This is a genomic window from Methylocystis sp. H62 (genome assembly GCF_015709515.1).
Taxonomy (GTDB): domain Bacteria; phylum Pseudomonadota; class Alphaproteobacteria; order Rhizobiales; family Beijerinckiaceae; genus Methylocystis.
The window spans coordinates 516,162-539,750 of record NZ_JADNQZ010000059.1 but is presented as its reverse complement, the minus strand read 5'-3'; the positions used below and the strand labels follow the sequence as shown (position 1 = coordinate 539,750).

The 23,589-nt window shown below is 63.1% G+C and carries 26 protein-coding genes; 15 read left to right on the top strand and 11 right to left on the bottom strand.

The annotated features are described in order from the left end of the window. The first annotated feature begins 99 nt into the window (after positions 1–99). The 6 genes from IYY11_RS21980 to IYY11_RS21955 all read left to right on the top strand — a co-directional run bounded on the left by IYY11_RS21980 (position 100) and on the right by IYY11_RS21955 (position 6,721). Entirely contained in the window at positions 100–2,010 is a 1,911-nt protein-coding gene (locus IYY11_RS21980; RefSeq protein ID WP_196405832.1) for an extracellular solute-binding protein, read from the top strand. Positions 2,011–2,076: 66 nt separating this feature from the next. Then, a complete protein-coding gene (locus IYY11_RS21975; RefSeq protein ID WP_029651904.1) occupies positions 2,077–3,189 on the top strand; it encodes a microcin C ABC transporter permease YejB in 1,113 nt (370 codons plus the stop codon). Further along, positions 3,186–4,361: an ABC transporter permease gene (locus tag IYY11_RS21970; RefSeq protein ID WP_154450912.1), complete on the top strand. Its 1,176-nt coding sequence runs from the start codon at positions 3,186–3,188 to the stop codon at positions 4,359–4,361. The genes IYY11_RS21975 and IYY11_RS21970 overlap by 4 nt, the downstream gene beginning before the upstream one ends. Positions 4,362–4,392: 31 nt before the next feature. Then, positions 4,393–4,647, top strand: a complete 255-nt coding sequence (locus IYY11_RS21965; RefSeq protein WP_196405831.1) for a hypothetical protein — start codon at positions 4,393–4,395, stop codon at positions 4,645–4,647. Continuing rightward, positions 4,644–5,090: a type II toxin-antitoxin system VapC family toxin gene (locus IYY11_RS21960; RefSeq protein WP_196405830.1), complete on the top strand. Its 447-nt coding sequence runs from the start codon at positions 4,644–4,646 to the stop codon at positions 5,088–5,090. Before IYY11_RS21965 ends, IYY11_RS21960 begins: the two co-directional genes overlap by 4 nt. Further along, positions 5,087–6,721 carry an ABC transporter ATP-binding protein gene (locus IYY11_RS21955; protein ID WP_196405829.1) on the top strand — a complete coding sequence of 545 codons (1,635 nt, stop codon included), beginning with the start codon at positions 5,087–5,089 and terminating at the stop codon, positions 6,719–6,721. Before IYY11_RS21960 ends, IYY11_RS21955 begins: the two co-directional genes overlap by 4 nt. Here IYY11_RS21955 and IYY11_RS21950 read toward each other — a convergent pair. Genes IYY11_RS21950 through IYY11_RS21940 form a run of 3 tightly spaced genes read right to left on the bottom strand, consistent with a single transcriptional unit; the run spans position 6,704 to position 9,458 of the window. Then, positions 6,704–7,213 (bottom strand): MaoC/PaaZ C-terminal domain-containing protein, encoded by a 510-nt coding sequence (locus IYY11_RS21950; protein WP_196405828.1) that lies wholly within the window; start codon positions 7,211–7,213, stop codon positions 6,704–6,706. The genes IYY11_RS21955 and IYY11_RS21950 overlap by 18 nt on opposite strands. Continuing rightward, entirely contained in the window at positions 7,210–8,073 is an 864-nt protein-coding gene (locus IYY11_RS21945; protein ID WP_196405827.1) for a C40 family peptidase, read from the bottom strand. Before IYY11_RS21945 ends, IYY11_RS21950 begins: the two co-directional genes overlap by 4 nt. After that, the gene (locus IYY11_RS21940; protein ID WP_196405826.1) at positions 8,070–9,458 is read right to left on the bottom strand and encodes a M17 family metallopeptidase; all 1,389 of its coding nucleotides are present in this window, start codon (positions 9,456–9,458) and stop codon (positions 8,070–8,072) included. Before IYY11_RS21940 ends, IYY11_RS21945 begins: the two co-directional genes overlap by 4 nt. Positions 9,459–9,754: 296 nt before the next feature. Between IYY11_RS21940 and IYY11_RS21935 the strand changes: the two genes are divergently transcribed. From IYY11_RS21935 to rpsI, 4 genes are all read left to right on the top strand, one after another. After that, complete coding sequence (locus IYY11_RS21935; protein ID WP_196405925.1) at positions 9,755–10,093, top strand: P-II family nitrogen regulator; 339 nt, start codon at positions 9,755–9,757, stop codon at positions 10,091–10,093. 31 nt (positions 10,094–10,124) lie between these two features. Beyond that, a complete protein-coding gene (locus IYY11_RS21930) occupies positions 10,125–11,483 on the top strand; it encodes an ammonium transporter (protein WP_196405825.1) in 1,359 nt (452 codons plus the stop codon). A gap of 401 nt (positions 11,484–11,884) precedes the next feature. Next, positions 11,885–12,355: a 50S ribosomal protein L13 gene (gene rplM / locus IYY11_RS21925; protein ID WP_196405824.1), complete on the top strand. Its 471-nt coding sequence runs from the start codon at positions 11,885–11,887 to the stop codon at positions 12,353–12,355. Positions 12,356–12,357: 2 nt separating this feature from the next. Further along, positions 12,358–12,837 carry a 30S ribosomal protein S9 gene (gene rpsI / locus IYY11_RS21920; protein WP_175093061.1) on the top strand — a complete coding sequence of 160 codons (480 nt, stop codon included), beginning with the start codon at positions 12,358–12,360 and terminating at the stop codon, positions 12,835–12,837. A 61-nt stretch (positions 12,838–12,898) separates the two neighbouring features. Here the strand turns inward: rpsI and IYY11_RS21915 are convergent, their stop codons facing one another. The 6 genes from IYY11_RS21915 to IYY11_RS21890 all read right to left on the bottom strand — a co-directional run bounded on the left by IYY11_RS21915 (position 12,899) and on the right by IYY11_RS21890 (position 17,097). Then, positions 12,899–13,249, bottom strand: a complete 351-nt coding sequence (locus IYY11_RS21915) for a hypothetical protein (protein WP_196405823.1) — start codon at positions 13,247–13,249, stop codon at positions 12,899–12,901. 128 nt (positions 13,250–13,377) lie between these two features. After that, positions 13,378–14,670, bottom strand: coding sequence for an MFS transporter (locus IYY11_RS21910; RefSeq protein WP_196405822.1), 1,293 nt, complete (start codon positions 14,668–14,670; stop codon positions 13,378–13,380). Positions 14,671–14,731: 61 nt separating this feature from the next. Further along, positions 14,732–16,078 carry a peptide MFS transporter gene (locus tag IYY11_RS21905; protein WP_196405821.1) on the bottom strand — a complete coding sequence of 449 codons (1,347 nt, stop codon included), beginning with the start codon at positions 16,076–16,078 and terminating at the stop codon, positions 14,732–14,734. Positions 16,079–16,155: 77 nt separating this feature from the next. Next, positions 16,156–16,620 (bottom strand): flavodoxin family protein, encoded by a 465-nt coding sequence (locus IYY11_RS21900; RefSeq protein ID WP_196405820.1) that lies wholly within the window; start codon positions 16,618–16,620, stop codon positions 16,156–16,158. A gap of 10 nt (positions 16,621–16,630) precedes the next feature. Next, positions 16,631–16,816 (bottom strand): hypothetical protein, encoded by a 186-nt coding sequence (locus IYY11_RS21895; RefSeq protein WP_196405819.1) that lies wholly within the window; start codon positions 16,814–16,816, stop codon positions 16,631–16,633. A gap of 77 nt (positions 16,817–16,893) precedes the next feature. After that, positions 16,894–17,097, bottom strand: a complete 204-nt coding sequence (locus IYY11_RS21890; protein ID WP_196405818.1) for a DUF1289 domain-containing protein — start codon at positions 17,095–17,097, stop codon at positions 16,894–16,896. 143 nt (positions 17,098–17,240) lie between these two features. On the opposite strand from IYY11_RS21890, the gene argC reads away from it, so the two are divergent. Further along, positions 17,241–18,179 (top strand): N-acetyl-gamma-glutamyl-phosphate reductase, encoded by a 939-nt coding sequence (gene argC / locus IYY11_RS21885; protein WP_196405817.1) that lies wholly within the window; start codon positions 17,241–17,243, stop codon positions 18,177–18,179. A 22-nt stretch (positions 18,180–18,201) separates the two neighbouring features. On the opposite strand, the gene IYY11_RS21880 is transcribed toward argC, so the two are convergent. After that, positions 18,202–19,278: a transglycosylase SLT domain-containing protein gene (locus IYY11_RS21880; protein WP_196405816.1), complete on the bottom strand. Its 1,077-nt coding sequence runs from the start codon at positions 19,276–19,278 to the stop codon at positions 18,202–18,204. A 249-nt stretch (positions 19,279–19,527) separates the two neighbouring features. Continuing rightward, a complete protein-coding gene (locus IYY11_RS21875; protein ID WP_246720151.1) occupies positions 19,528–19,974 on the bottom strand; it encodes an outer membrane protein assembly factor BamE in 447 nt (148 codons plus the stop codon). 180 nt (positions 19,975–20,154) lie between these two features. Between IYY11_RS21875 and IYY11_RS21870 the strand changes: the two genes are divergently transcribed. The 4 genes from IYY11_RS21870 (at position 20,155) to IYY11_RS21855 (ending at position 23,525) form a co-directional block, all read left to right on the top strand. Next, positions 20,155–20,712 carry a DUF177 domain-containing protein gene (locus IYY11_RS21870; protein ID WP_196405815.1) on the top strand — a complete coding sequence of 186 codons (558 nt, stop codon included), beginning with the start codon at positions 20,155–20,157 and terminating at the stop codon, positions 20,710–20,712. A gap of 152 nt (positions 20,713–20,864) precedes the next feature. After that, positions 20,865–21,941, top strand: coding sequence for a phosphate acyltransferase PlsX (plsX, locus tag IYY11_RS21865; protein ID WP_196405814.1), 1,077 nt, complete (start codon positions 20,865–20,867; stop codon positions 21,939–21,941). Between the two features lie 8 nt (positions 21,942–21,949). Continuing rightward, entirely contained in the window at positions 21,950–22,927 is a 978-nt protein-coding gene (locus IYY11_RS21860; RefSeq protein ID WP_196405813.1) for a beta-ketoacyl-ACP synthase III, read from the top strand. Between the two features lie 244 nt (positions 22,928–23,171). Then, positions 23,172–23,525: an integration host factor subunit alpha gene (locus IYY11_RS21855; RefSeq protein ID WP_196405812.1), complete on the top strand. Its 354-nt coding sequence runs from the start codon at positions 23,172–23,174 to the stop codon at positions 23,523–23,525. Positions 23,526–23,589 lie beyond the last annotated feature (64 nt).

Genomic DNA, 23,589 nt, shown 5'->3' with positions numbered 1-23,589 from the left:
GCGGCGTGACCGGTCCTTAACGGGCCGCTCGCGAACGCGCAAAAAAACCGGCATAATTGCGGCTCAAGGGCAAGCGCCCGCCGCCGCCTGAGGTCACATTTGGCTCATTCCACAATCGTCGATCTGACGCGCATTCGCCTGTCCCGTCGCTCTGTTATCGGCGCCGGCGCCGCCGCCTTGATCGCGCCGCGCGTTCTGGCCAAGCCGGGCGCGCCGACCGCCGCCGCCAACCGCTTTGGTCCCCTCGCCCAGGGCGAAGTCGAAAGCCACGGCCTTTCGACCTTTGGCGACCTTGGCGAGCCGGCCGACTTCAAATTTTTCGGCTACGTGAATGCGAAAGCCCCCAAGGGAGGGACTTTGGCGCTGTCGCCGGCAAGCTCGACCTATGACAGTTTCAACGCCTATGTGCTGCGGGGCAATCCGGCGACGGGCATGACGCTCGTCTTCGACAGTCTGATGAACCAGAGCCTCGACGAACGCGACGCCTACTACGGCCTCGTCGCCGAGAAGGTGCGGATCTCGCCTGACAAGCTCACTTACGCCTTCCTGTTGCGTAAAGAGGCGCGGTTCCACGACGGCTCGCCGCTCACGGCGCATGACGCGGCCTTCTCGCTCAACATTCTCAAGAGCAAGGGCCATCCCGTCATCAGCCAGATGCTGCGTGACCTCGAAAGCGCCGAAGCGGAGGCGGACGACGTTCTCGTGCTGCGCTTCGCGCCTGACCGCACGCGCGATCTGCCGCTCAGCGTCGTGGGTCAGCCGATCTTTTCGCGCGCCTATTACAAGGACCGCGACTTCGCAGCGACGACATTGGAGCCGCCGCTCGGCTCCGGGCCATACAAGGTCGGCGCCTTCGAGCAGGGTCGCTACATCGCCTATCATCGCAATCCCGACTATTGGGCGAAGGGCCTGCCGATCACGAAAGGCCAGGCCAATTTCGACGTCGTGCGCTTCGAATATTTCGGCGACAGCCAGGTCGCCTTCGAAGCCTTCAAGGCCGGCGCCTTCACCGAGCGAGAGGAAAACATCGCCCGCGTTTGGGCGACGGGCTATGATTTTCCGGCGTTCAAGGACGGGCGCGTCAAGCGAACCACGACCCCCAACAACAATATTCCGCAGATCCAGGGCTGGTTCTTCAACACGCGCCGCAAGATGTTCAAAGATCCGCGGGTGCGCGAAGCGATCGGCTACGCCTTCGATTACGAATGGACCAGCCGCAACCTGATGTATGACGCCTATAAGCGCATCTCGTCCTATTTCGAGAACTCCGAGCTTGAAGCGAAAGGCTTGCCGAGCGAACAGGAAAAAGCGCTGCTGGAGCCCTATCGCGCTGATCTGCCCGCGGAAGTTTTTGGCGAGCCCTTCGCGGCGCCGGTTTCTGACGGCACCGGTCAGGATCGCGTCCTGCTCAAAAAGGCGAGCGATCTGTTCGTCGCGGCCGGCTGCACGCGCAAGGATGGCGTTCTATGCTTGCCGGACGGAACGCCGCTGGAATTCGAGTTTCTCGACAATTCCAACGTCTTCGAGCGGCACACCCAGCCCTTCATCAAGAATTTGAAGCTGCTCGGAGTCAACGCCCACATCCGCGTCGTCGACGCCGCTCAATACAAGCAGCGACTTGAAAACTTCGACTTCGACGTCGTTCATGACGTGCTGATGATGAGCTGGAACCCCGGAGAGGAGCTTCGCGCTTATTTCAGCTCGAAGACCGCCAATGTGCCCGGCTCACGCAACCTGCCGGGGGTCTCCAATCCGGCGATCGATTCGCTCGTTGAAAAAGCGCTCCAGGCGCAAACGCGCGAAGAACTCGTCACCTGCAGCCGCGCCCTCGACCGCGCTTTGCGGGCGCAGCGCTATTGGGTCCCGCACTGGTATAATCCGGTGCATCGCTTCGCCTATTGGGATCTCTTCGGCCAGCCGGAGCGCCCGCCGAAGTTCGACACCGGCGTGCTGTGGACCTGGTGGTGGGACGAAGATAAGGCGAAAAAAATCAACTTCACGGGACGCTAAGGGGATTTCCCGGCGCCGTCCGTCGGGAGCCGAAATGCGGCCGATGCAAAAGAACGCGAGACGTTAATGGGAGCCTATATCGCCCGCCGCGTGCTGCTGATGATCCCGACGATCCTCGGCATCATGCTTATCTCCTTCGTCATCGTGCAGTTCGCGCCGGGCGGTCCAGTGGAACGCATCATCGCGCAACTGCAGGGCTTCGACGTCGGCGCGACCGGACGCTTTTCCGGCGGGGGCGGCGACGTCGGACAGGGCGGCGCGAGCCAGACCGGAACGATGGCTGCCGAAACCGCCTCGAAATATCGCGGCGCGCAGGGGCTCGACCCGAAATTCATCGCGGAGCTCGAAAAGCAGTTCGGCTTCGACAAGCCGGCGTGGGAGCGATTCCTGCTGATGGTGAAGAATTATGCGATGTTCGATTTCGGGCGCAGCTACTTTCGCGACGAGAGCGTCCTCAAGCTGATCGGCGAAAAGCTTCCCGTCTCGATTTCGCTCGGCCTGTGGATGACGCTTCTGTCCTATTCGATTTCGATTCCGCTCGGCATCGCCAAAGCGGTGCGCGACGGAACGAAATTCGACATGTGGACGTCCAACGCCATCATCGTCGGCTACGCCATTCCGAGTTTTCTGTTTGCGATGCTGCTGATCGTGCTCTTCGCCGGCGGATCCTTCTGGCAGATCTTCCCGCTGCGCGGCCTGACCTCGGATGATTTCTGGCAGCTGTCGCTGTTTGGCAAGGTGAAGGACTATCTCTGGCACATCATTCTGCCCGTCTCCGCGATGACGCTTGGCGCCTTTGCGACGCAGACGTTTCTGACGAAGAACTCTTTCCTCGACGAGATCCGCAAGCAATATGTGCAAACCGCGCGCATGAAGGGCCTGACCGAGCGGCGCGTGCTCTATGGACATGTGTTTCGCAACGCCATGCTGATCGTCATCGCCGGCTTTCCTGGCGCCTTCGTGCATGCCTTTCTCACCGGCTCGGTGCTGATCGAGACGATCTTTTCGCTTGATGGACTGGGCTATCTCTCCTTCGAGAGCATCGTCAATCGCGACTATCCGGTCGTCTTCGCCAACCTCTACATCTTTGCGCTGCTCGGACTTGTGGTGAATCTCATTTCAGATCTCACCTATACCTGGATCGATCCGCGCATCGATTTCGAAACGCGCGAGGTATGACGGTGAGCGCAGCAGCAGCCGACGCCGAAACGCATCTCGCTCCGCCGCTTCATCGCGAAGGCTGGCTGCGGCTCACGCCGCTCGACCGACGACGCCTCGACAGTTTCAAGGCGAACAAGCGCGGCTATTGGTCGTTCTGGGTCTTCATGACCCTGTTCATCATGGCGCTTGGCTCGAACTTCCTGGCGAACGACCGACCGATTCTGGCCTGGTACAAGGGCGAAGTGCTGTTCCCCGCCTTCGTGTCCTATCCGGAAGAAAAATTCGGCGGCTTCCTGGCGCGCACCGATTATCGCGACCCTGTCATCGCCGACGAAATCAAAGCGCATGGCTGGATGCTTTGGCCGCCGATTCGCTTTTCCTATGACACGCATAATCTCGAGCTGCCGACGCCCGCGCCCTCGCCGCCGACCTGGATGCTGACGCAGCAGCAATGCGAGGTCGCCGCGGCGAAAGGTCTGCGGCCCGGCGAGCCCAATCGCGGCTGCGCCGCGCTGGAATATAATTGGCTCGGCACCGATGATCAGGGCCGCGACGTCGTCGCGCGTCTGCTTTATGGGTTTCGCATCTCGGTGCTGTTCGGACTGATCCTGGCGACGATCTCCTCGATCGTCGGCGTCGCCGCCGGGGCGATACAGGGCTATTTCGGCGGGCGCGTCGATCTCGTGTTCCAGCGCTTCATCGAAGTCTGGTCGTCGCTGCCGCAGCTCTATCTGCTCATCATCATTTCATCCTTCTTGACGCCCGGCTTTTTCGTGCTGCTCGGCATCCTGCTGCTCTTCTCCTGGGTGTCGCTGGTGCATGTCGTTCGCGCCGAGTTCCTGCGCGCGCGCAACTTCGAATATGTCAACGCGGCGCGCGCGCTTGGGCTGAGCAATTTTAAGATTATCGTCAAGCACCTGCTGCCGAACGCCACCGTGGCGACGCTGACCTTCCTGCCCTTCATTCTCAACTCGTCAATCACCACGCTCACGGCGCTGGACTTTCTGGGGTTTGGCCTGCCGCCGGGCTCGCCCTCGCTCGGCGAACTGTTGCTGCAAGCGAAATCCAACCTCCAGGCCCCATGGCTGGGACTGACCGGCTTTGCGATCATTGCGCTCATGCTGTCGCTTCTGGTCTTTGTCGGCGAAGCGGTCCGCGACGCCTTCGACCCGAGGAAGAATTTCCGGTGACGGCGTGGTAGATTGCAGGCGGAGCATCACGATGAACAGAATTGTGCGTCAACACTACCCTGCGGCGAAGCTTCCCGACGACTTACGAGATGAAATCGGCGCCGAAAAGCGGGTGACGATCACAATTGAGGTGGAGAGCGTAGGCTCCAGCTCGGAAGCGACCGGGTCTGCTGACGACTGGTTTTCGAAATACGAGCATATACGCCGCGCAACTTTTCATTCGCTGGAGGAAGTGAACGATCATGTTCGCTCGCTTCGCGACGAGTGGGACCATCGCGAGCGATGAGCGTAAGAATCTATCTCGATGCGAATGTATTCATCGACGCGTTCGAAAATGACGATGCTCCGGTCACGCGAGGGAGGACCGTGCTCGATCATCTCAGACGCGGAGATGCCATCGGGGTGATTAGCGAATTGGTTGTCGCCGAGTTGTTGACGAAACCTCTGGAGATCGGAGACAAGGAGTTGTGCGATGCATATGAAGCGCTGTTCGAATCGTCTTCGACCATAGAAACCTTTTCAATCGATCGGCGCGTGCTGGTGCAGGCGGCAAGGCTGAGAGCGACCGTCAAATCAATGAGAATGCCTGACGCAATTCACGTAGCGACGGCAAAACTCTACAATTGCGCGGCCTTTGTCACGGCCGATCGGCGACTTGCCGTCCCCGAGGGAATTCGAGCGATCAATCTCGACGCATCGACCATCGACGAACTACGCGCGCTCGCATGACCATTGGCCCCCTCCTCAACATTCGCGATCTCTCGGTCACCTTTCGGCAAGGGGGGCGTGAGACCAAGGCCGTCGATCACGTCTCCTTCTCTCTTGAGCGGGGCAAGACGCTGGCGCTCGTCGGCGAATCCGGCTCCGGCAAGTCGATCAGCGCTCTGTCGATCGTACGGCTGCTTCCCCCCGGCGCGATCGCGTCCGGCGAGGCGCTGTTCGACGGCGAGAATATGCTCACGATCGACGACAATCGGCTGCGCGCCATTCGTGGCGCAGGCATCACAATGGTGTTCCAGGAGCCGATGACCTCGCTCAATCCGCTGCACATGATCGAGCGGCAGATTGCGGAGATTCTTGAACTGCACGGCATGCGCGGCGAAGACGCGGTTCGGAACCGAGTCATTGAGCTTCTGGGTGAAGTCGGCATCCCTGATCCTCAGGCGCGGCTGAGCGCCTATCCGCATCAGCTCTCGGGCGGCCAGCGTCAGCGCGTCATGATCGCCATGGCGCTCGCCAACAAACCCGATCTGCTGATCGCCGACGAGCCGACCACCGCGCTCGACGTCACCGTTCAGGCGCAGATTCTCGCGCTGCTCGAGCGGCTTCAAAAAACCTACGGCATGGCGATGCTGTTCATCACGCACGACCTCCGGCTCGTGCGCCGTTTCGCCGACACGGTCTGCGTGATGCAACAGGGCCGCATCGTCGAACAGGGCGAGGTGGGCGAGGTCTTCACATCGCCGCAGCATCCCTACACCAAGGCGCTGCTCACGGCCGAGCCCAAGGGCGCGCCGATTATCGAAGACACGCAAGCGCCCGTCGTCGCATCGGCCGAGCAACTGCGCGTCTGGTTTCCGATCCGCCGCGGCTTCATGCGTCGGATCGTCGGCCATGTGAAGGCGGTGGACGGCGTCACCCTTTCGGTGCGCGAGGGCGCGACCGTCGGCGTCGTCGGCGAGTCGGGCTCCGGCAAGACGACGCTGGCGCTGGCGATGCTGCGGCTCATTCGCTCGGAAGGTCCGATCGTCTTCCTCGGAGAGCGCATCGACGGCAAAAGCGTCGACGCCATGCGTCCGCTTCGCCGCGACATGCAAATCGTCTTCCAGGACCCTTACGGCTCTCTCTCGCCGCGCATGTCGGTCGCGGAAATCGTCGCCGAAGGACTGACCGTTCAGCGTCCCGAGCTTACGCTCAATCAGCGCCGCGAAATCGTTGCGCGCGCGCTGCAGGAAACCGGGCTCGATCCATCGACGATGGACCGCTACCCGCACGAATTTTCCGGCGGCCAGCGGCAGCGCATCGCCATCGCCCGCGCCATCGTGCTGGAACCGAAATTCGTCGTGCTGGACGAACCGACCTCGGCGCTCGACATGTCCGTGCAGGCGCAGATCATCGATCTCTTGCGCGACCTGCAGCGTCGCCGCTCCCTCGCCTATCTCTTCATCAGTCACGATTTGCGCGTCGTGAAGGCGCTCGCCGCCCATCTCATCGTCATGCGCTATGGCAAGGTGGTCGAGGAAGGGCCGGCGAGCCAGGTGTTTTCGCAGCCCAAGAGCGAGTATACGCGCGCGCTCTTCGCAGCGGCCTTTCGCAACGAGGCGGAGCCCATTCCGGGCAATTCAGTCGCCGGAAAATGACCCCGGAATCGCCGTGGCGCCGTTCGAACTTTCGCCTGCCCGCGCAGGGTCGCGGAAGGCGACGACCGTGACGCTCTGCGTCAGCACGACTTCGCCGCGCTGGTTATAGGTCGCCATATCCATCGAAACGAAGCCGCGATCGGCGTAGCGGCGCGGACGAACAATCCGCGTGACTTCGGCTTCCACCCTTAAGGAATCGCCCGGCCGCACCGGGAGTTTCCAAGTGATATGCGCCTCAACGCCGACGAGCCCGCCAGCAAAAGGCGGATCGGCTGAGTCGATGAGGAGCTTCACGCTCAGGGCGCCGGTCTGCCAACCGCTGGCGACGAGCCCGCCGAACATGCTGTCCTTGGCCGCCTCTTCATCGAGATGAAAATACTGCGGATCACTGTCGCGCGCGAAGCGGATAATGTCCTGCGCGGTGATCGTGACGCTCGCTGTGCGCAAGCGCTGGCCGACCTGGAGATCTTCCAGATAAAGCCTTTTCGTCATGCCGAAAGGTCTTTCGCCAAGCGCTTGAGGCTGGTGACCGGTCCCGCTCCCGCCGCCTCGTTGCGCGCCCGCACGACGTCGAGCGGCTCGCTCGTGACCTGCATATGCGTGGCGTTGGCGTGAAGCAGCGTCACGGCGTCGCGCATGACGCCGACATGGCCCTTCCAGAAAACGATGTCGCCGCGCATCAGCGGCGCGCTAGGATCGAGCGTCGCGCCGAGCGCAGCTTCCTGCATATCGGTGTCGCGCGGCGCCTTGACGCCGGCCATCAGCAAGGAGACCTGCACCAGTCCCGAGCAATCAACGCCCATCCAAGACTTGCCGCCCCAGAGATAGGGCGCGCCTAGAAGCGTCTCGGCCACGGCGACAAAGTCGGGCGCCTGCGCCTCGCGCGGCGCGAGATGTTTGCGATAGATGAAACCGAGCTCGGGCGTCACGCCAAAGCCGCCGCGCTCCTCGGCGATCGCGACTTCGGCGCCGAGCGGCAGCGCGTTGAGCGGCGGCAATTTGATGTTCGGACCCGGATAAATGAAGGTCCGTGGAACACTGACGCGATGCGTCGGCGCGCTCAATTCGCGCCACAGCGTATTGGCCGCGATCCAGCCGACATAATCGTCGCGCGCAAGTTGCGCCCAGGCCCAGCCTTCCTCCTCATCGTAAACGGTGACGCGCTCGCCGTAGATCGCCTGAGTGTCGACGGCGGCGTCGGGACGTGGTTCACGCCGAAGATCGACGACGCAGTCCCTGACCTCCATTGCGACGCCTTCCACATAGCGGTCGGCGCTCACGCGTCCCTTGAGATAGGCGGCGGCGACTTCTGGGCGCGCGGGCGTCAGCCGCCGATCGAACTTTTCGCTCACGGCTTCGCCTTCCTCTGCTCGGCGCGCGCCTCGATCAAATCATAAAGCAGGCGCGCCGCCTGCACCTCGCCGCCTTCCGGGCGGCCTGGCTTCGTCGACGGGTTCCAGCAGTAAACGTCGAAATGCGCCCACCGCTTGGGATCGGCCACGAAGCGTCTCAAAAACAGCGCGGCGGTGATCGATCCGGCGAAGGAGCCGCTCGTGACGTTGATGAGATCGGATATCTTGCCGTCGAGACCGCTATCGTAATTGTCCCATAGCGGCATCCGCCACACGGGATCGTTCACGGCGCCAGCCTGCAGGGCGATCTCTTGGGCGAGCGCGTCATCGCCGGTATAGAACGGCGGAATTTCCGGACCGAGCGCGACGCGCGCGGCCCCTGTCAGCGTCGCGAAATCGAACAGCAGATCGGACGGCGTTTCGCTCGCATAGGCGAGCGCGTCGGCAAGGATGAGCCTGCCCTCGGCGTCGGTGTTGCCGATTTCGACGCTCAGGCCTTTGCGGCTTCGGTATACGTCGCTGGTTCGAAACGCCGACGCCGAAATCGAATTCTCGACGATCGGAAGCAGCACGCGCAAACGGACCGGCGCATTCCCCTCAAGCAGCATCGCGGCAAGCGAGAGGGTCGTCGCGGCGCCGCCCATGTCCTTCTTCATCAGCGCCATCGCGCTCGAAGGCTTGATGTCGAGCCCGCCCGTATCGAAGCAAACCCCCTTGCCGACAAGCGTGACGCGCAGACCGTCCTCCGGACCGTGCTCAAATTCCACGAGCCTCGGCGCCTGAGCGGCCGCGCGCCCCACGGCGTGAATCAAGGGGAAGTTTTCCGCGAGCAACGCGTCGCCGACAATGACGCGAGTCTTGGCGCCATGTTTCGCGCCGAGAGCGAGCGCGGCTTCGGCGAGCGCCTCCGGCCCCATGTCATTGGTCGGCGTATTCACGAGATCGCGCCCGAGGGCGACGGCGCCGGCGATGCGCTCAATGCGCGCGCGGTCGACGCCCTGCGGCGCGCACAGACGCGGGGCTTCCCTCTTTGCCGCCTTGTAGCGCGTAAAGGAATAGGTCGACAGAAGGAACGCCAGCGCCGCCTGCGCCGGCGCGTCGACGCCATCGCCAAACCGGTAGAGCCCCTTGGGCAGCGCAGTCGCGAGCTTTCCGGCAAAGAACGGATCGCGCGCCTTTGGCGCGCTGCCCTGCGCGCCAAAAAAGACCCGCGGCGCGCCATCGGCGTCAGGCGCGATCAGAAGCGAGCCGGGCTTCGCCTCAAATCCCGCAAGCTCCGCCAGACGCGCGGTAGGTTCGGGAAGCTTCGCGCGGCGTTCGGGCCAGTCTTCCTTATTAAGGAAATCGATGGCGGTCGCTTCGGGCGACCAATCTTCAAGCTTCATCCGCTTCCGCCGCTTTCTGCGCTCCCGACGATCGGCTTCTATCTCTACCGGGCGCCCGCATCACACAAAAGGGAAAGATCGATCATCTCAAGCGGCCTGGCGGCGAAGGCGGCGAGCCGCGCCCAAGTCAGCCAACAATGTACGCATAGTGTACAAAACTTAGCCGCACGGCGCCTCACGACTGGCCAGATTCGAACTCGACGCCAGGATGCAAAACGATTATTTTCTGCGCAGAATGGCATGCCAATTGCTGAGACAATGTTCAATTCGCCAACCATGAGGGCATGTCTGCGCAGATGAAGATCATCACGGCGATTATCAAACCCTTCAAGCTCGACGAGGTGCGCGAGGCGCTGACGGAAATCGGCGTGCACGGAATGACCGCGACCGAGGTGAAAGGCTATGGCCGACAGAAGGGCCATGCCGAAATCTATCGCGGCGCCGAATATATCGTCGCTTTTCTGCCCAAGGTTAGGATCGACATCGCGCTCTCTGAAGCGCTCGTCGATCGCGCCATCGAGGCGATTAGACTCGCCGCCTACACCGGCCATATCGGCGACGGCAAAATTTTCGTCTCGCCGCTGGAGCGCGCCATGCGCATCCGCACCGGCGAAACCGACTCCGACGCGCTCTAAGCGCCTTCCCAATCATCAATCAGGGTTCACGATGCAGAGCTCGTTCGCGCGCAGCTTGAGTAAGGATTTCCTCATCCCGAGGAGCCCGCTACCCGTGGCGGCCGCGCTGGCGGCTTTCCTGGTCTCGCAACCCGCTCTCGCCCAAGACGGCGGAGGCAAGATCGACGGCGCCGACACCGCCTTCATGATCGCCGCCACAGCGCTGGTGCTGATGATGACGCTGCCGGGGCTGGCGCTCTTTTACAGCGGTATGGTGCGCAAGAAGAATGTTCTCGCCACAATGGCGCAGAGCCTCATCGCCACCGCCCTCGTTTCGCTGCTGTGGATCGGCGTCGCCTACAGCCTCGCCTTCAGCGGCGAGGGCGCCTATATCGGCGATGCGTCGCGGTCGCTTCTCGCCGGGATCGGGCTCGACACGGTGAGCCCATTCGCCAAGACGATCCCTGAAATCCTGTTCATGCTCTATCAGATGACCTTCGCGGTGATCACCTGCGCGCTGGTCGCCGGCTCCGTCGCCGAACGCATGAAGTTCTCCGCCTTCATGCTGTTTTGCGCGCTGTGGCTGTTCATCGTCTATGTGCCTTCCGCGCATTGGGTCTGGGGCGGCGGATTTCTGCAGAAGATGGGCCTCCTCGATTTCGCCGGCGGGACGGTCGTGCACATCAATGCCGGGATCGCCGGCCTCGTCTGCGCGCTCGTGCTCGGAAGCCGCGTCGGTTTTGGACGCGAAAATCTCTCGCCCTTCGATCTCTCGCTGGCGGTGGTCGGGACGGGGCTGCTCTGGGTGGGCTGGTTCGGCTTCAATGGCGGCTCGGCGCTCGCCGCCAATTCCCGCGCGGTCTTCGCGATTGTGGCGACGCATCTTGCCGCCTGCGCCGGCGCGCTGGTGTGGAGCGGCCTGGAATGGTTTCAGCGCGGCAAGCCGTCGGTGCTCGGCGTCATCTCGGGCGCCGTCGCCGGCCTGGGCACGATCACGCCGGCCTCGGGCTATGTCCTGCCTTGGCACGGCGTCGTCATCGGGATGATCGCCGGCGGCGTCTGCTATTGGTTCTGCACCGTCGCGAAATATAAATTCCGCTACGACGACACGCTCGACGTTTTCGGCGTGCATGGCGTCGGCGGCATTATGGGCACGCTGCTCGCCGGAGTCTTCGCCACGCGCGCGATCACGGCTTCGGAGGGCGATCCCGGCGTCGCGGGTCTGTTGGAAGGCGATCCGCATCAGCTTTACGTGCAGGCGATCGGCGTCCTCGTCACGATCGTCTGGTGCGTGATCGGCACCTTGGCGACGCTGAAAATCGTCTCGCTGATCACGCCGCTTCGCGTGACTCACGATGATGAACGCGAGGGCCTCGATATCGCGCTGCATGGCGAAGCGCTGCATCAGTAGCGAGAGGGCTTCAAGAAAGGCGGCGGCTTGAAACCGCGTCATGGCCGGGCTTGTCCCGGCCATCCACGCCGTGGAGCCTATGCGGGTCCCTCATAGAGGTCTCCCAAAGGGAGTCGGGACTAGCCTAGCCATGACGGATGGTAGTTGAATTTGCCTAGATTTCTACGCCCGTGCGCTCGGCAATCTGTTTTTGATAAAGCCCTTCCTAGCTCTTTTCGTAAGTCGAACGTGAAGCCTGCGCCGCGAACGCAAGTATACGGTATTATTTTACCACCACTCGCTACATTCGAGTTTTTATAGCTTCACGGAACTTCGGCAGCCCAAAAACCGCTTGACCTCCCCTCGCCCATCCCCTATCCACTCGGCCTCCGAACACACCGTTCACACGGAATTCCCATCTCATGTTTGGCAAGACCTATTCGGCGACTCCCGCCGACATCGAAAAGAAGTGGGTGCTGATCGACGCCTCCGGGCTCGTCGTCGGCCGCCTCGCCTCCATCATCGCGCTGCGTCTTCGCGGCAAGCACAAGGCGACGTTCACGCCGCATATGGACGATGGCGACAACATCATCGTCATCAACGCCGAAAAGGTGGTGCTGACCGGCCGCAAGCGCGAGCAGAAGGTCTATCACCATCACACGGGCTTTCCCGGCGGCATCAAGGAACGCTCGGCGAAGTTCCTTCTCGACGGGCGCTTCCCGGAGCGAGTCCTGGAAAAGGCCGTGCAGCGCATGCTGCCGCGAGGCCCCTTGGGCCGCAAGCAGTTCGGCAATCTGCGCGTCTATAAGGGCGCGGAACATCCGCATGAGGCGCAGAGCCCACAGACGCTCGACATCGCCGCCCTGAACGTCAAGAATAGCCGGAGCGCCTGATCATGGCCGAGACCACCCTTTCCTCGCTTTCCGACCTTCAGGGAAGCGTCGCCACGGCGCCCGAGTCGCCGCGCTATGTGCAAAAGCTCGACAAGCAGGGCCGCGCCTACGCGACCGGCAAGCGCAAAAACGCCGTCGCGCGCGTCTGGATCAAGCCGGGCCCCGGCAAGATCACCGTCAACGGCCGCGACGTCGAAGTCTATTTCGCCCGTCCGGTGCTGCGCATGATTCTGGCCCAGCCGTTCGGCGTCACCAAGCGCGCGGGTCAATATGACATCGTCGTCACGGTCGCAGGCGGCGGACTTTCCGGTCAAGCCGGCGCGGTGCGCCATGGCCTCGCCAAGGCGCTGACCGCTTACGAGCCGGATCTGCGTCCCGCGCTCAAGAAGGAAGGCTTCCTGACGCGCGACTCCCGCGTCGTCGAGCGCAAGAAATACGGCAAGCGGAAAGCCCGCCGCAGCTTCCAGTTCTCGAAGCGCTAAGCTTCGCGGTCTTCAAGGCAAACATTTGCAAAGCGGCGCTTCGGCGCCGCTTTTGTTTTGGTCAATAGACGCAGATCTTGAAGTCGCTTCCGACCCAGCAGGCGGGGTCCTCCTTGGAGCGCTGCGCCTCTCCCCAACGGGAGTTGATCCCGTCGCGGGTCAGTCCCCTCACTTCCGCCACTCCCGGCAAAGTGACGGAAACGCTGATCACCGTCGCGCCGTCGAAGGCGCTTTTTCCAACTGGCGTGATCGAAAAGCTGCCGCCCGTTTCAGCCGAAAACTCGCATTTCCCGTTATATGGCGCCGCGCCGGCGCCATTGACGACGCATCTCGCGGGTCTGGCGACCGCCTCCCCGATCAGGAGTTGCTGCATCATGATGAAAGACGCGATAAAAACAGCAATTCTCTTCATCAAAATCCTCCCCTCGCTCCAACCTCAATCAATCGTCGTTGCAGCAAAGCCAGTGTTAACTTCGGCTCACTTCCATGACGCGGTGAAGTGACGCCTTGTTATTCGACGCCCTGGCGGCCAAGCGCGTTTCAATCGAGCCATTCATCGCGCCGCTCGTGTAGACCCGCGACGCCCATCAGTCCGACGACCGCCCCGAAGATCAGATAGAACGCCGGCGCGATCGGCGTGGCGAGATAGTCGATCAGCCAAGCGACGATGAAGGGCGCGAAGCCGCCGAAGATCATGACGGCGACATTATAGGCGATCGCCAGCCCCACGGTGCGGACATGCGTCGGAAACTGCTCGGCGAGCGCCGTCGAGAGCGCGCCAAAGAGACCCGAGAGAATGACGCAGAAGGCCGTCTGCGCCACTGTCAGCGCCAACAGCGTGCGCTCGGCCTGCAGCCAGACGAACAGTGGATAGACGCAAAGAAGCAGCATCCCGTAGGACGCGAGGAGCAAGGGCCGCCGGCCGATCGCGTCGGAGAGAGCGCCGACGAACGGGGTCAGCACGATCAGCAACACAAGACCGGGCGCCTGGGCGATAAAGGACTGTGCGAGGCTCAGTCCCATCTCCGTCTTTCCGTAGGTCGGCATATAGACGAGGATCACGTAGAAGGAGATCGTCGCGCCGATCGTGGCGGCGAAACAGGCGAGAAGTCGATCGCCCCGCCGCCGAACGAGGTCGAGAAAAGCGACCGCCACCCCGCCGTCCTGGGGCGAGGCCTTGAAGGCCGGCGTTTCCTCGAGATGGCGTCTGACATAGAGCCCGACCGGGCCGATCAGCAGGCCAACGAAAAAGGGCAGCCGCCAAGCCCAGTCGTGCAACGCTTCAGCGGAAAAGACGCCTGCGACGAGCATGCCGGCGAGCGTCCCGAGCAGGATCGACAGGCCCTGCCCGACCATCTGCAGAGAACCGTAGACTCCGCGCCGACCGGCGGGCGCCACTTCGATCAGAAACGCGGTCGAACTTGCGAATTCTCCGCCAGTCGCAAAGCCCTGCAGCAATCGGCCGATCACGATGAGCATGGGGGCGAAGAGCCCGATCGTCGCATAGGTCGGGGCGAAGGCGATGACGGCGATCGCGACGGTCATCACGAACATGATGAGTTGCAGCGCCGCCTTTCGCCCTTTCCGATCCGCGTAAAATCCGAAGAAGAGGCCGCCGAGCGGGCGCGTGCAGAAGCCCGCGCCAAAGGTCGCGAGCGCCAGCAAGAGCGAGGCCGTCTCGTCTCGGCTTGGAAAGAACGCCTGCGCCAGAACCGAAGCAAAAAAGCCGTAGACGACGAAATCATACCATTCCAGCGCATTCCCGATCACGGCGGCCGCGATCTGTTTGGGCGCTGGCGCTCTCACTTGGGGGAAGTTTTGGCGCACATGCATGCAAATTTCTCGATTGTCCGCGCGCGCGCGGATGCTTTGCGTTCGCAGTCGCGAACCTGCTCTAGCGGGAAGACAGGAGGCCGCCAAGCGGTCGCCGCGCAGCCTCAACGATCAGCGCCCCGACGACGCCGAGCGCGCCCATCAGCAGGAAGAAATACACGTTGGCGACGCTCGACCACAAACTGCCGAGCCATCCCGCCAGGAGATTGCCGAGAAACATCGACGTGAACCACACGCCCATCAGCGCCGAGCGCGAGCCTTCCGGCGCGACATGCGACACGAGCGACAGGGCGATCGGCGAGAAATGCAGCTCCGAGACGGTGATGACGGCAAAATAGGCGAGCAGCCAAAGCCAGCTCGCCACGCCGCCGTCGCTCGTCCAGGCCGCGAGCGCCATGACGCCGTAGCTCACAGCGACGCCGAGACAGCCGAGCGACATCTTGCCGATCGTCGAGGGCTCGCGCCCCAACCGCGCAAGCCAGGCCCACAGAGAGACGAGCGGCGGCGTGAAGAGAAAGATCATCAGCGGATTGAACGCCTGAAACCAGGTCACCGGAATTTCGGCGCGCCATCCAAAGACGTTGACGCCGCGGTCGGATTGCGCCGCCCAGAGCGCGATCGTGTTGCCCTGCTGCTCAAAAGCCGCCCAGAACAGCGCGGAAGGCGCAAAGAGCAGCATGAGGATGGTGAATGACCGGCGAAACTGCGCGCGCGCCAGCGCCGTCGGGGCGCGCCATTGGCCGCGTATCGGCTCGGGCGGCAGGCTCGGAAAACCGATCACATATGTCGCGAGGCCGATCGCCATGCCGACGCCCGCGCAGGCGAAGCCATAATGCCAGCCGATCGTCTCCCCGACTGTTCCGCAAACCAGCGGCGCGAAGAACGCGCCGATATTGATGCCGACATAGAAAATTGAATAGGCGCGGTCGCGACGGGCGTCCGCCGGCGCGTAAAGCTCTCCGACCTGGACGGAGATGTTCGGCTTGAAGCCGCCGCAGCCCAGCGCGATGCAAAGCAGCGCGATCAGAAAGAGGCGATCATACGCCATCATGAAATGGCCGATGGCCATCAACGCCGCGCCGATGACGATCGTGCGCGCGCGCCCTAACCAACGATCGGCGATCGCCCCGCCGAGAATCGGCGCGAGATAAACGAGGCCGGTATAGAGCCCGTAGATTTGCGAGGCGAAAGGCTGCGGACCGAGCGGACCGGAAATCGTCTCGAGCCCGCGCTTCAATGCATTGAGGCCGAGCGCCGTGTCCATGCGCTCCGGCGTCAGCAGGTAGTCGACCATGTAGAGGACGAGAAGCGCCCGCATGCCGTAATAGGAAAAGCGCTCCCACATTTCCGAAGCGAAGAGGAAGGCCAATCCGCGCGGATGGCCGAGGAAATCGTCGCTTCGCTGCATTCGCCCTGCCGGACCGAGCTTTCGTTCCGCGCGCCGCTGTGGCCCGTGCAGCCTCTATAGACGATGGTTCAACCGGCTCAAATGGCGCCCACGTCGAGGCCTGCCGCCACGAGCATGCCCAGTTCGCGGCATTCCTCGACGAAGTCTTCCCGCCATTCGCCCCGGCAGATGAGCGGCTCGCGGATCGCCCGCCAGCGCAGGCCGGTGACGATGGTCTCGACGCCGCGCCGCGTTCCTGTTCCGTCGTGGCCGGCGCGAATGTAGAGCGCGTAAGGCAGGCCCTGCGTGCGCTCCAACAAAGGATAGTAGCAACGATCGAAGAAGTCCTTGAGCGCGCCGCTCATGTAGCCGAGATTTTCGGTGGTTCCGAGAATGACCGCCTGAGCGGCGAGAACATGCTCGGGCGTCGCCGCGAAGGGGCTAAGCGTCTCGACCTCGACGCCCTCGATCTCAGGCGCCCGCGCGCCGGCGGCGACCGCGTCCCGCAACCGCTCGGTATTGCGCGACGGCGCATGCGCGACGATGAGCAGGCGCTTGGGCAAACGAGCGCGGCTACCAGGGATGAAATTCTGGCACGTAAATAATTTTCATGAAGATCGCCAGGCCGATGACCGCGAGCACACCCAACAGCGCGCTGTATCCGATCACCGAATAGACCGAGACGTTGTAGACCGAATCCAACAATCGCAGCGCGAACGCTCTCAGCGCGCCGTCTGTATCAGTGACCTGCTTCGCCATGATCTCCCCTCCTCCTGGAGGCGGTCGAACTCATTTCGTGAGAATCAATATAGAGCCCAGAACGTCGCCGTCAGGGCCTACTCGCTGGACGCGATAAGACAGTCGCCTTTGTCGCTGGCGCTCATCGCGCGCTTGCGAATGTCCGCCAGCTCGACGACCTTTGCCTTTTGCGCGTCCGACATCGACATCCAGCCGGCGATCTCGGCGCGCGTGCGGCCGCAGCCGACGCACACGCCGTCGCCATCGAGTTCGCAGATCTTTATGCACGGACTGTCGACCATTGGCTCCACTTTTGACTGCGCTTCGCCCGGATTGCGGCGGATGCGTCCCGCCGCGCTATAGGATGGCGCGCGGCGCGGGTCAAAACGCCCCGGGATTTCGCGACAATCTTTTTATCCTTGTCCAAATCGATTAGATGCGGGCCATGACGACGAGAACCAAGATCTTCATCGACGGCGACGCCGGCACCACCGGGCTCGAAATCCGCGAACGGCTCGCCGGACGCACGGACATTTCGCTCGTCTCGCTCCCGCCCGAGACGCGCAAGGACGCCGCCGCGAAACGCGACATTCTCGCTTCCGTCGACATCGCGATTTTGTGTCTGCCAGACGACGCGGCCAGAGAAACCGTCGCGCTCTGCGACGCGCTCGGGGCCGCGGCCCCGCGCCTGCTCGACGCCTCCACCGCCCATCGCGTGGCGGAGGGTTGGATCTACGGCTTCGCGGAGCTTTGCAAAGGACAGGCGGCGGCGATCGCCCGCGCGCGCCGCGTCGCCAATGTCGGCTGCTACGCCACGGGCGCGATCGCGCTCCTTCGTCCGCTTGTGGACGCCGGGCTTATCCGGCCGGACCAGCCGCTGACGATCAACGCCATCTCGGGCTACTCCGGCGGCGGACGGCAGATGATCGAAGCCTATGAGCGCGGCGAAGCGCCGGCGTTCGAACTCTACGCGCTCGGACTCGAGCACAAACATGTGCCGGAAATCATGGCCTATTCGAAGCTTTCCGAGCGGCCGCTTTTCGTGCCCTCGGTCGGCAATTTCAGGCAGGGCATGCTGGTCTCGATCCCGCTCGCGCTTAACGGATTGCCCGGCAAGCCCAAAGCCGAGGATTTCGAACGCGCCTATGCGGGTCACTACGCGGAGGCGAAACATGTCCGGCTGGCGGCCGCGCCGGCAAGCGGCAAGCTCGACCCGCTGGCGCTGAACGGCGCAGACGACATGGAGGTCTTCGTCATCGCCAATGAGGCGCGCCGCCACGCCCTTCTCGTCGCCCGGCTCGACAATCTCGGCAAGGGCGCGGCTGGCGCGGCGGTGCAAAATCTCGACCTGATGATGGGGAAGACCGCCGTCGTCTCAGCCTAGACCGCGGCGACGCTCGGCGCGCCTATTCGGCATAGGCGGTGGCACCGCCCGGCAGTTTCGCCGCGACGTCCTCATAGCGGCTGGTGCGCATGTCCATCATCGTCTCGAAGGCTTCATGCACCTCCTGGACCGAGCGAACTTTAAGCCGGCGGCCCTGCTGCTCGTAGAAGATCGGCCTATTGGCGCGCGCCGGCCTCGGCAGTAGCGACGCCGCCGACGTGTGCGGGGCCTCGTCCATGGTCCGCATGAAGCGCTCGGCGTCGTCGGGACCCAGGAAGTGGATGAGGTAGGTTTCGCCGCGGGTCAGAGGACGGCCGATCTTCTCGGCGATCCTGGTGCTGTCCTTCTTAAGCATTTCGGCGGCGAGAACCGCGGATAGATAGGGATCGTTGCGCAAGCCCAGGATTTGCGCCCGCTTCTGTCCGCTGACGCGCGCCGAATCGTCGCTGGCGATCGCCGCCGCCGTCTCGCCGTGGCCATGGCGCCAGCCGAAGGTTTTCATCGCCGTGAACCAAGTCTTCTCGACGAATTGGAAGAGCCCGCTGGCGGAAGAGGTCCGCGCCTTCGCCGTGGAGGAGAAATTCGACTCCTTGTCGGCGATGGCCATGAGCAGCGCCGGGTCCATTTCGGTCGTCTGCGCGGCCTTCACCACGCGCTCGACGATCGACTGCTGCACCTTGACGGACCCGAACCGCATCACGCCCGGCGTATCGAAGGCGTCGTCACTCCCCAGCCGATGCGACCAGGTGAGCGCCGCCTGCTCCAAAGAGAAATCCGAGTCGAGCGCCGTATCGTCATCGGCGGATTGCGTCAGCGTCGCCAGCGTCGTCAGCGGAGATGCGGCGACGCGGGCGCGTGCAGCGCGCGCGGTCCGCTCCGGACGACGAGTCTCGTCGCGTTCAGCGGTCATCGCCAGGACCGCCAGCACCGAAAGCAGGGTCGCGACGCAAAGCGCGCGCAACAAAGGAGAACAGGATTGATCAAGCAGCAAGCCCGGCAGGGTCGCCTGGGGCGACGCCTTGGACTGCCGGCCTGAGCGAGGCGACGCGACCTTCTCGTCCTTGGAAGGCGGCGGGGCGTTCGTCACCGTGACGGTCATGCTTCGCGGTTTCTCCACAATTACGCAAAGTTTGCGTAAACAGAAGGTTACCTGCGATGCGGGGCGAAAGATCGGCGGCCGAGGCCATGCTCGCGCCATAATTAAGGCTGCGCCACGGGCGCGCTGCAGCTGAAAAGCGTGTTAGTACAGGGCGTTACGCAGACAGGCCCTTCACTGTCGCCACAATGACGCCACTAGCCGAGACGCGAACGCGCAGCCGCGGCGTCTCGAAACGAGCGGCGGGTGTCTCTAAAAGAGATTCGACACCTTGGAGAGCATGCCTTGGAGCAGATGATACTCAGGGCCGGCGGTCGGCGTCGTGCGGGTGATGAAGTCGATCGGCTTCCCGTCTTCTATGCCGTAATCGGCCACGCGCTGAACCTTCTTCGACTTGTCGAAGTAAACCGCATAAACGCGCTGATCGGTAATGTTCTGAGGCATGAAGGCGAACTGGCGCTCGATACGCTGACTGACGTAATACCAGGCGTCGCCGCCGACCGTCGACGTCGTCGAGGGGGTGCCAAGGACCGTCATCACCTGCTGCGCCGACATGCCAGGCTTGACTTGCCCGGTGCTGCGCGAATCGAGGACAGCGCCACGGTTGACGACGCCCTCGTACCCGAGACAACCTGCAAGCGAAACCGCGAGGCCGGCCACAGCCGCCAACCGAGAAAAGACGCGCAAGGCCTGCGCCATGAATATCTCCGAAATCATCCGCCGCAGCGCGCCCGCGCTCGGTCGATCGTCTCTCGCCAAATCCGTAATCTTCGAACGCAGCGAAAGCAAGACGGCTGTTCTCGCGCTGCGTCGCGCTGGCGTCCGTGCGCCAACACACATATTTGATTAATTGAACGCGCGCGACCTGGAGACGACGCCATGAACGACACTTTCGACCCGCATCCGCCGCTTTCGCGCCGTCTCGCTGTCGCTGAAGTGCCGCCCGAAGGTCTCGACGTCGACATTCGGGCGACGCCGGCCGAGTGCTCCGCGCTGGCGCAGCACAATGCGCTGCCCGCCGTCCATTCGCTCCAAGCAGAGCTGCGCGCGCGGCAACGGCGCGGAAGCGGATTGGAGATCGAAGGCGAGTTGCGCGCCAGGCTTCGGCAAACCTGCGTCACGACGCTCGAGGAGTTCGACTCGGAGCTTGTCGAACCCATTCAGATGCGCTTTGCGCCGCCGCGGGGCGAGGCGCCGCGCGGTCGAAGGCGAGACGAAGAGACGACTGAAATCACGTTGGATGAGGATCCGCCTGACCCATTGATCGGCGGCGTCGTCGATCTCGGCGCCGTCGTTTCCGAGTTCTTCACGCTGGCGCTTGATCCCTATCCACGCAAGCCGGGGGCGAATTTCGTCGAACCGCAACCTGGGGATGGAGCTCAGGCAGTCTCGCCTTTCGCCACCCTGGGACGGCTCAAACCGCGCCGCGAGGCTTGAGGCGAGACAGAATAGGCACTTGCGCCTGTGGCCAGCAAATGGCAAGTCGCCCGCAAGGGCGGGAGCGCGAACGCGCTTCTCGGACGCGTCACAAAGGCCGGCCAAGAATTAAGGCGGCGGATCCAGGCGCGCAGTCGGGAGAAACGGGTTAAATGCCGCAAACTATCCGGATCGCGCTCGACGCGATGGGCGGCGATTTTGGTCCGAAGGTGACCATCGCGGGCGCCGCCAACGCGCTCGAACGACGTCCCGACAGCCGCTTTCTGTTGATCGGCGACGAGCCGGCGATCCGCGCGCAGCTCCAGCGCCATCCGCGACTCGCGGAATGCGCCGACGTGCGCCACTCTTCGGTGTCGATCCGCATGGACGACAAGCCGAGCCAGGCGCTGCGCTACGGGCGGCGGGTCTCATCGATGTGGCTCGCGATCGAAGCGGTCAAGAAGGGCGACGCCGATGTGGCCGTCTCCGCCGGCAACACCGGCGCGCTCATGGCCATGGCGAAAATCTGTCTGCACACGATGGCGCGCGTCGATCGTCCCGCGCTTGCTTGCCTTTGGCCGACGCTAAGGGGCCAGTCCGTCGTGCTCGACGTCGGCGCCTCGATGGGCGCCAACGCCAGCCACCTCGTCGATCTTGCGATCATGGGCGCGGCGATGGCGCGGGTCATCCTGGGACTTGAGCGCCCGACCGTCGGCCTGCTCAACGTCGGCACCGAAGAAATCAAAGGCATAGAGGAAGTTAAGGCCGCATCGACCCTGCTGCGCGACCTCAACCTGCCGGGCTTCGATTATCGGGGCTTCATGGAGGGCGACGGCATCGGCAAAGGCGTCGTCGATGTTGTGGTCACCGAGGGCTTTACCGGAAACATCGCCCTTAAGACCGCCGAGGGAACCGCGGCGCAGGTCTCCGCCTATCTCAAAGAGGCGATGGGCGGATCGCTGCTCGCCAAGCTCGGCTATCTTCTGGCGCAGGGCGCCTTCCGCGAGCTTCGCGCCAAGGTGGACACGCGGGCGACGAATGGCGGCGTATTCCTTGGGCTCGAAGGAATCGTCATGAAGAGCCACGGCGGCGCCGATCCAATCGGCTTTGCGCGCGCGATCGAGATCGGCCACGAGATGGCGGGCAGCGACCTTCTCAATCGTATCCGCGACACTGTCGCGCTGGCGCACCGCCTCGAGGGGCAAGACGGCGCCGATTCGACCAGTCCTCCCCGGGAAGCCGCTCAGTGACGACAAGCATGTCTCAACTACGTTCCGTCGTACTTGGCGTGGGCGCCTATTTGCCGGCGAAGACGCTGAGCAATGCCGAACTGTCCAAGCTCGTCGACACGAGCGACGAGTGGATTGTGCAGCGAACCGGAATCAAGGAGCGCCATATCGCCGCGGAAGGCGAGACGACGTCGATGCTCGGGGAAAAGGCCGCGCGCGATGCGCTCGCCAACGCTGGAATTACCGCCGACGACATCGACCTGATCGTCGTGGCGACATCGACCCCCGACTGGACCTTCCCGTCAACAGCGACGCAGATTCAAGCGGCCCTCGGCATTACCCACGGCGTCGCGTTTGATCTTCAGGCCGTCTGCTCGGGATTCGTTTTCGCCGTCGCCACGGCGGAGAAATTTCTACGCTCGGGCTCGCACAAGCGGGCGCTTGTCATCGGCGCCGAGACATTCTCTCGAATCATCGATTGGACCGACCGAACGACCTGCGTGCTGTTCGGCGACGGCGCCGGCGCGATGGTGCTCGAGGCGCGACCCTCGCTGGGCGGGTCAGAGGAGCGCGGCGTGCTGACGACTCACCTGCGCTCTGACGGACGACATCGCGCGAAACTCCATGTCGACGGCGGCCCTTCCGCGACTCAAACCGTCGGTCATCTGCGTATGGAGGGGAAAGAGGTGTTCCGCTTCGCGGTTGGCCAAGTCACTGACGTCGTCAAGGATGCTTTCGCCGCAACGGGACTGACCCCGGAGGATCTCGACTGGTTCGTGCCGCATCAGGCGAATCGCCGAATCATCGACATGTCGGCGCAAAAGCTCGGGATTGCGCCGGAAAAGATCATCGCCACCGTGCATTTACACGGCAACACCTCCGCCGCGTCGGTGCCCCTGGCTTTGGCCGTCGCCGCGGCGGACGGACGAATCAAACAGGGTGATCTCGTCATGCTTGAAGCTGTTGGGGGCGGCTTTACCTGGGGATCGGCGCTGATACGCTGGTAAGCTGGCGTAATACAACAACTATTTTAATGTAAGCAAATATGGAAAGAAATATTACACGCGCGGTTACAACCTGCGCTTGATTTCCCCATTCAATTCTGAAAAATTCCGACAATAGCCGGTGGCGAATACCCGCTGTGGGCGGGTTTCGGAGCGCTATCGCGCCGCCCCTGATCGCGCCCCGTCGTCCCCCGGCGCGCTCCGGACAGCCCACGACCGTCGTTTTTAATGAATTGTAGGGCAGAAAATGGCCAAGGGGGACGCGACCGCTAAGCCCAACGGCGAAGCGACAGAAGAGCGCATAGCGAGCCGGGGCACCGTGACCCGTTCGGACCTTGCAGACGCAATTCATCGGAAAGTCGGAGTGCCGCGGGCGGAATCCGCGAAATACGTCGAAATGGTGCTGGAAGAGATCTTCGAGCGCATCATCGCGCGCGAAGACGTCAAGCTCTCGTCCTTTGGCGCCTTTGTTGTGCGCTCTAAGAAGGAGCGGCTGGGACGCAATCCGAAGACTGGCGCAGGCGCCAAGATTTCGGCGCGGCTGGTCGTCTCCTTCAAGCCGTCCAACATCATGCGTGCGAGAATCAACGGCGAGGAGTGACGCTTGCTCCGGCGGGCGCGCTTAACCCGCTTGACAAGCGTCGGCGCGTCATGCGCCAAGCATG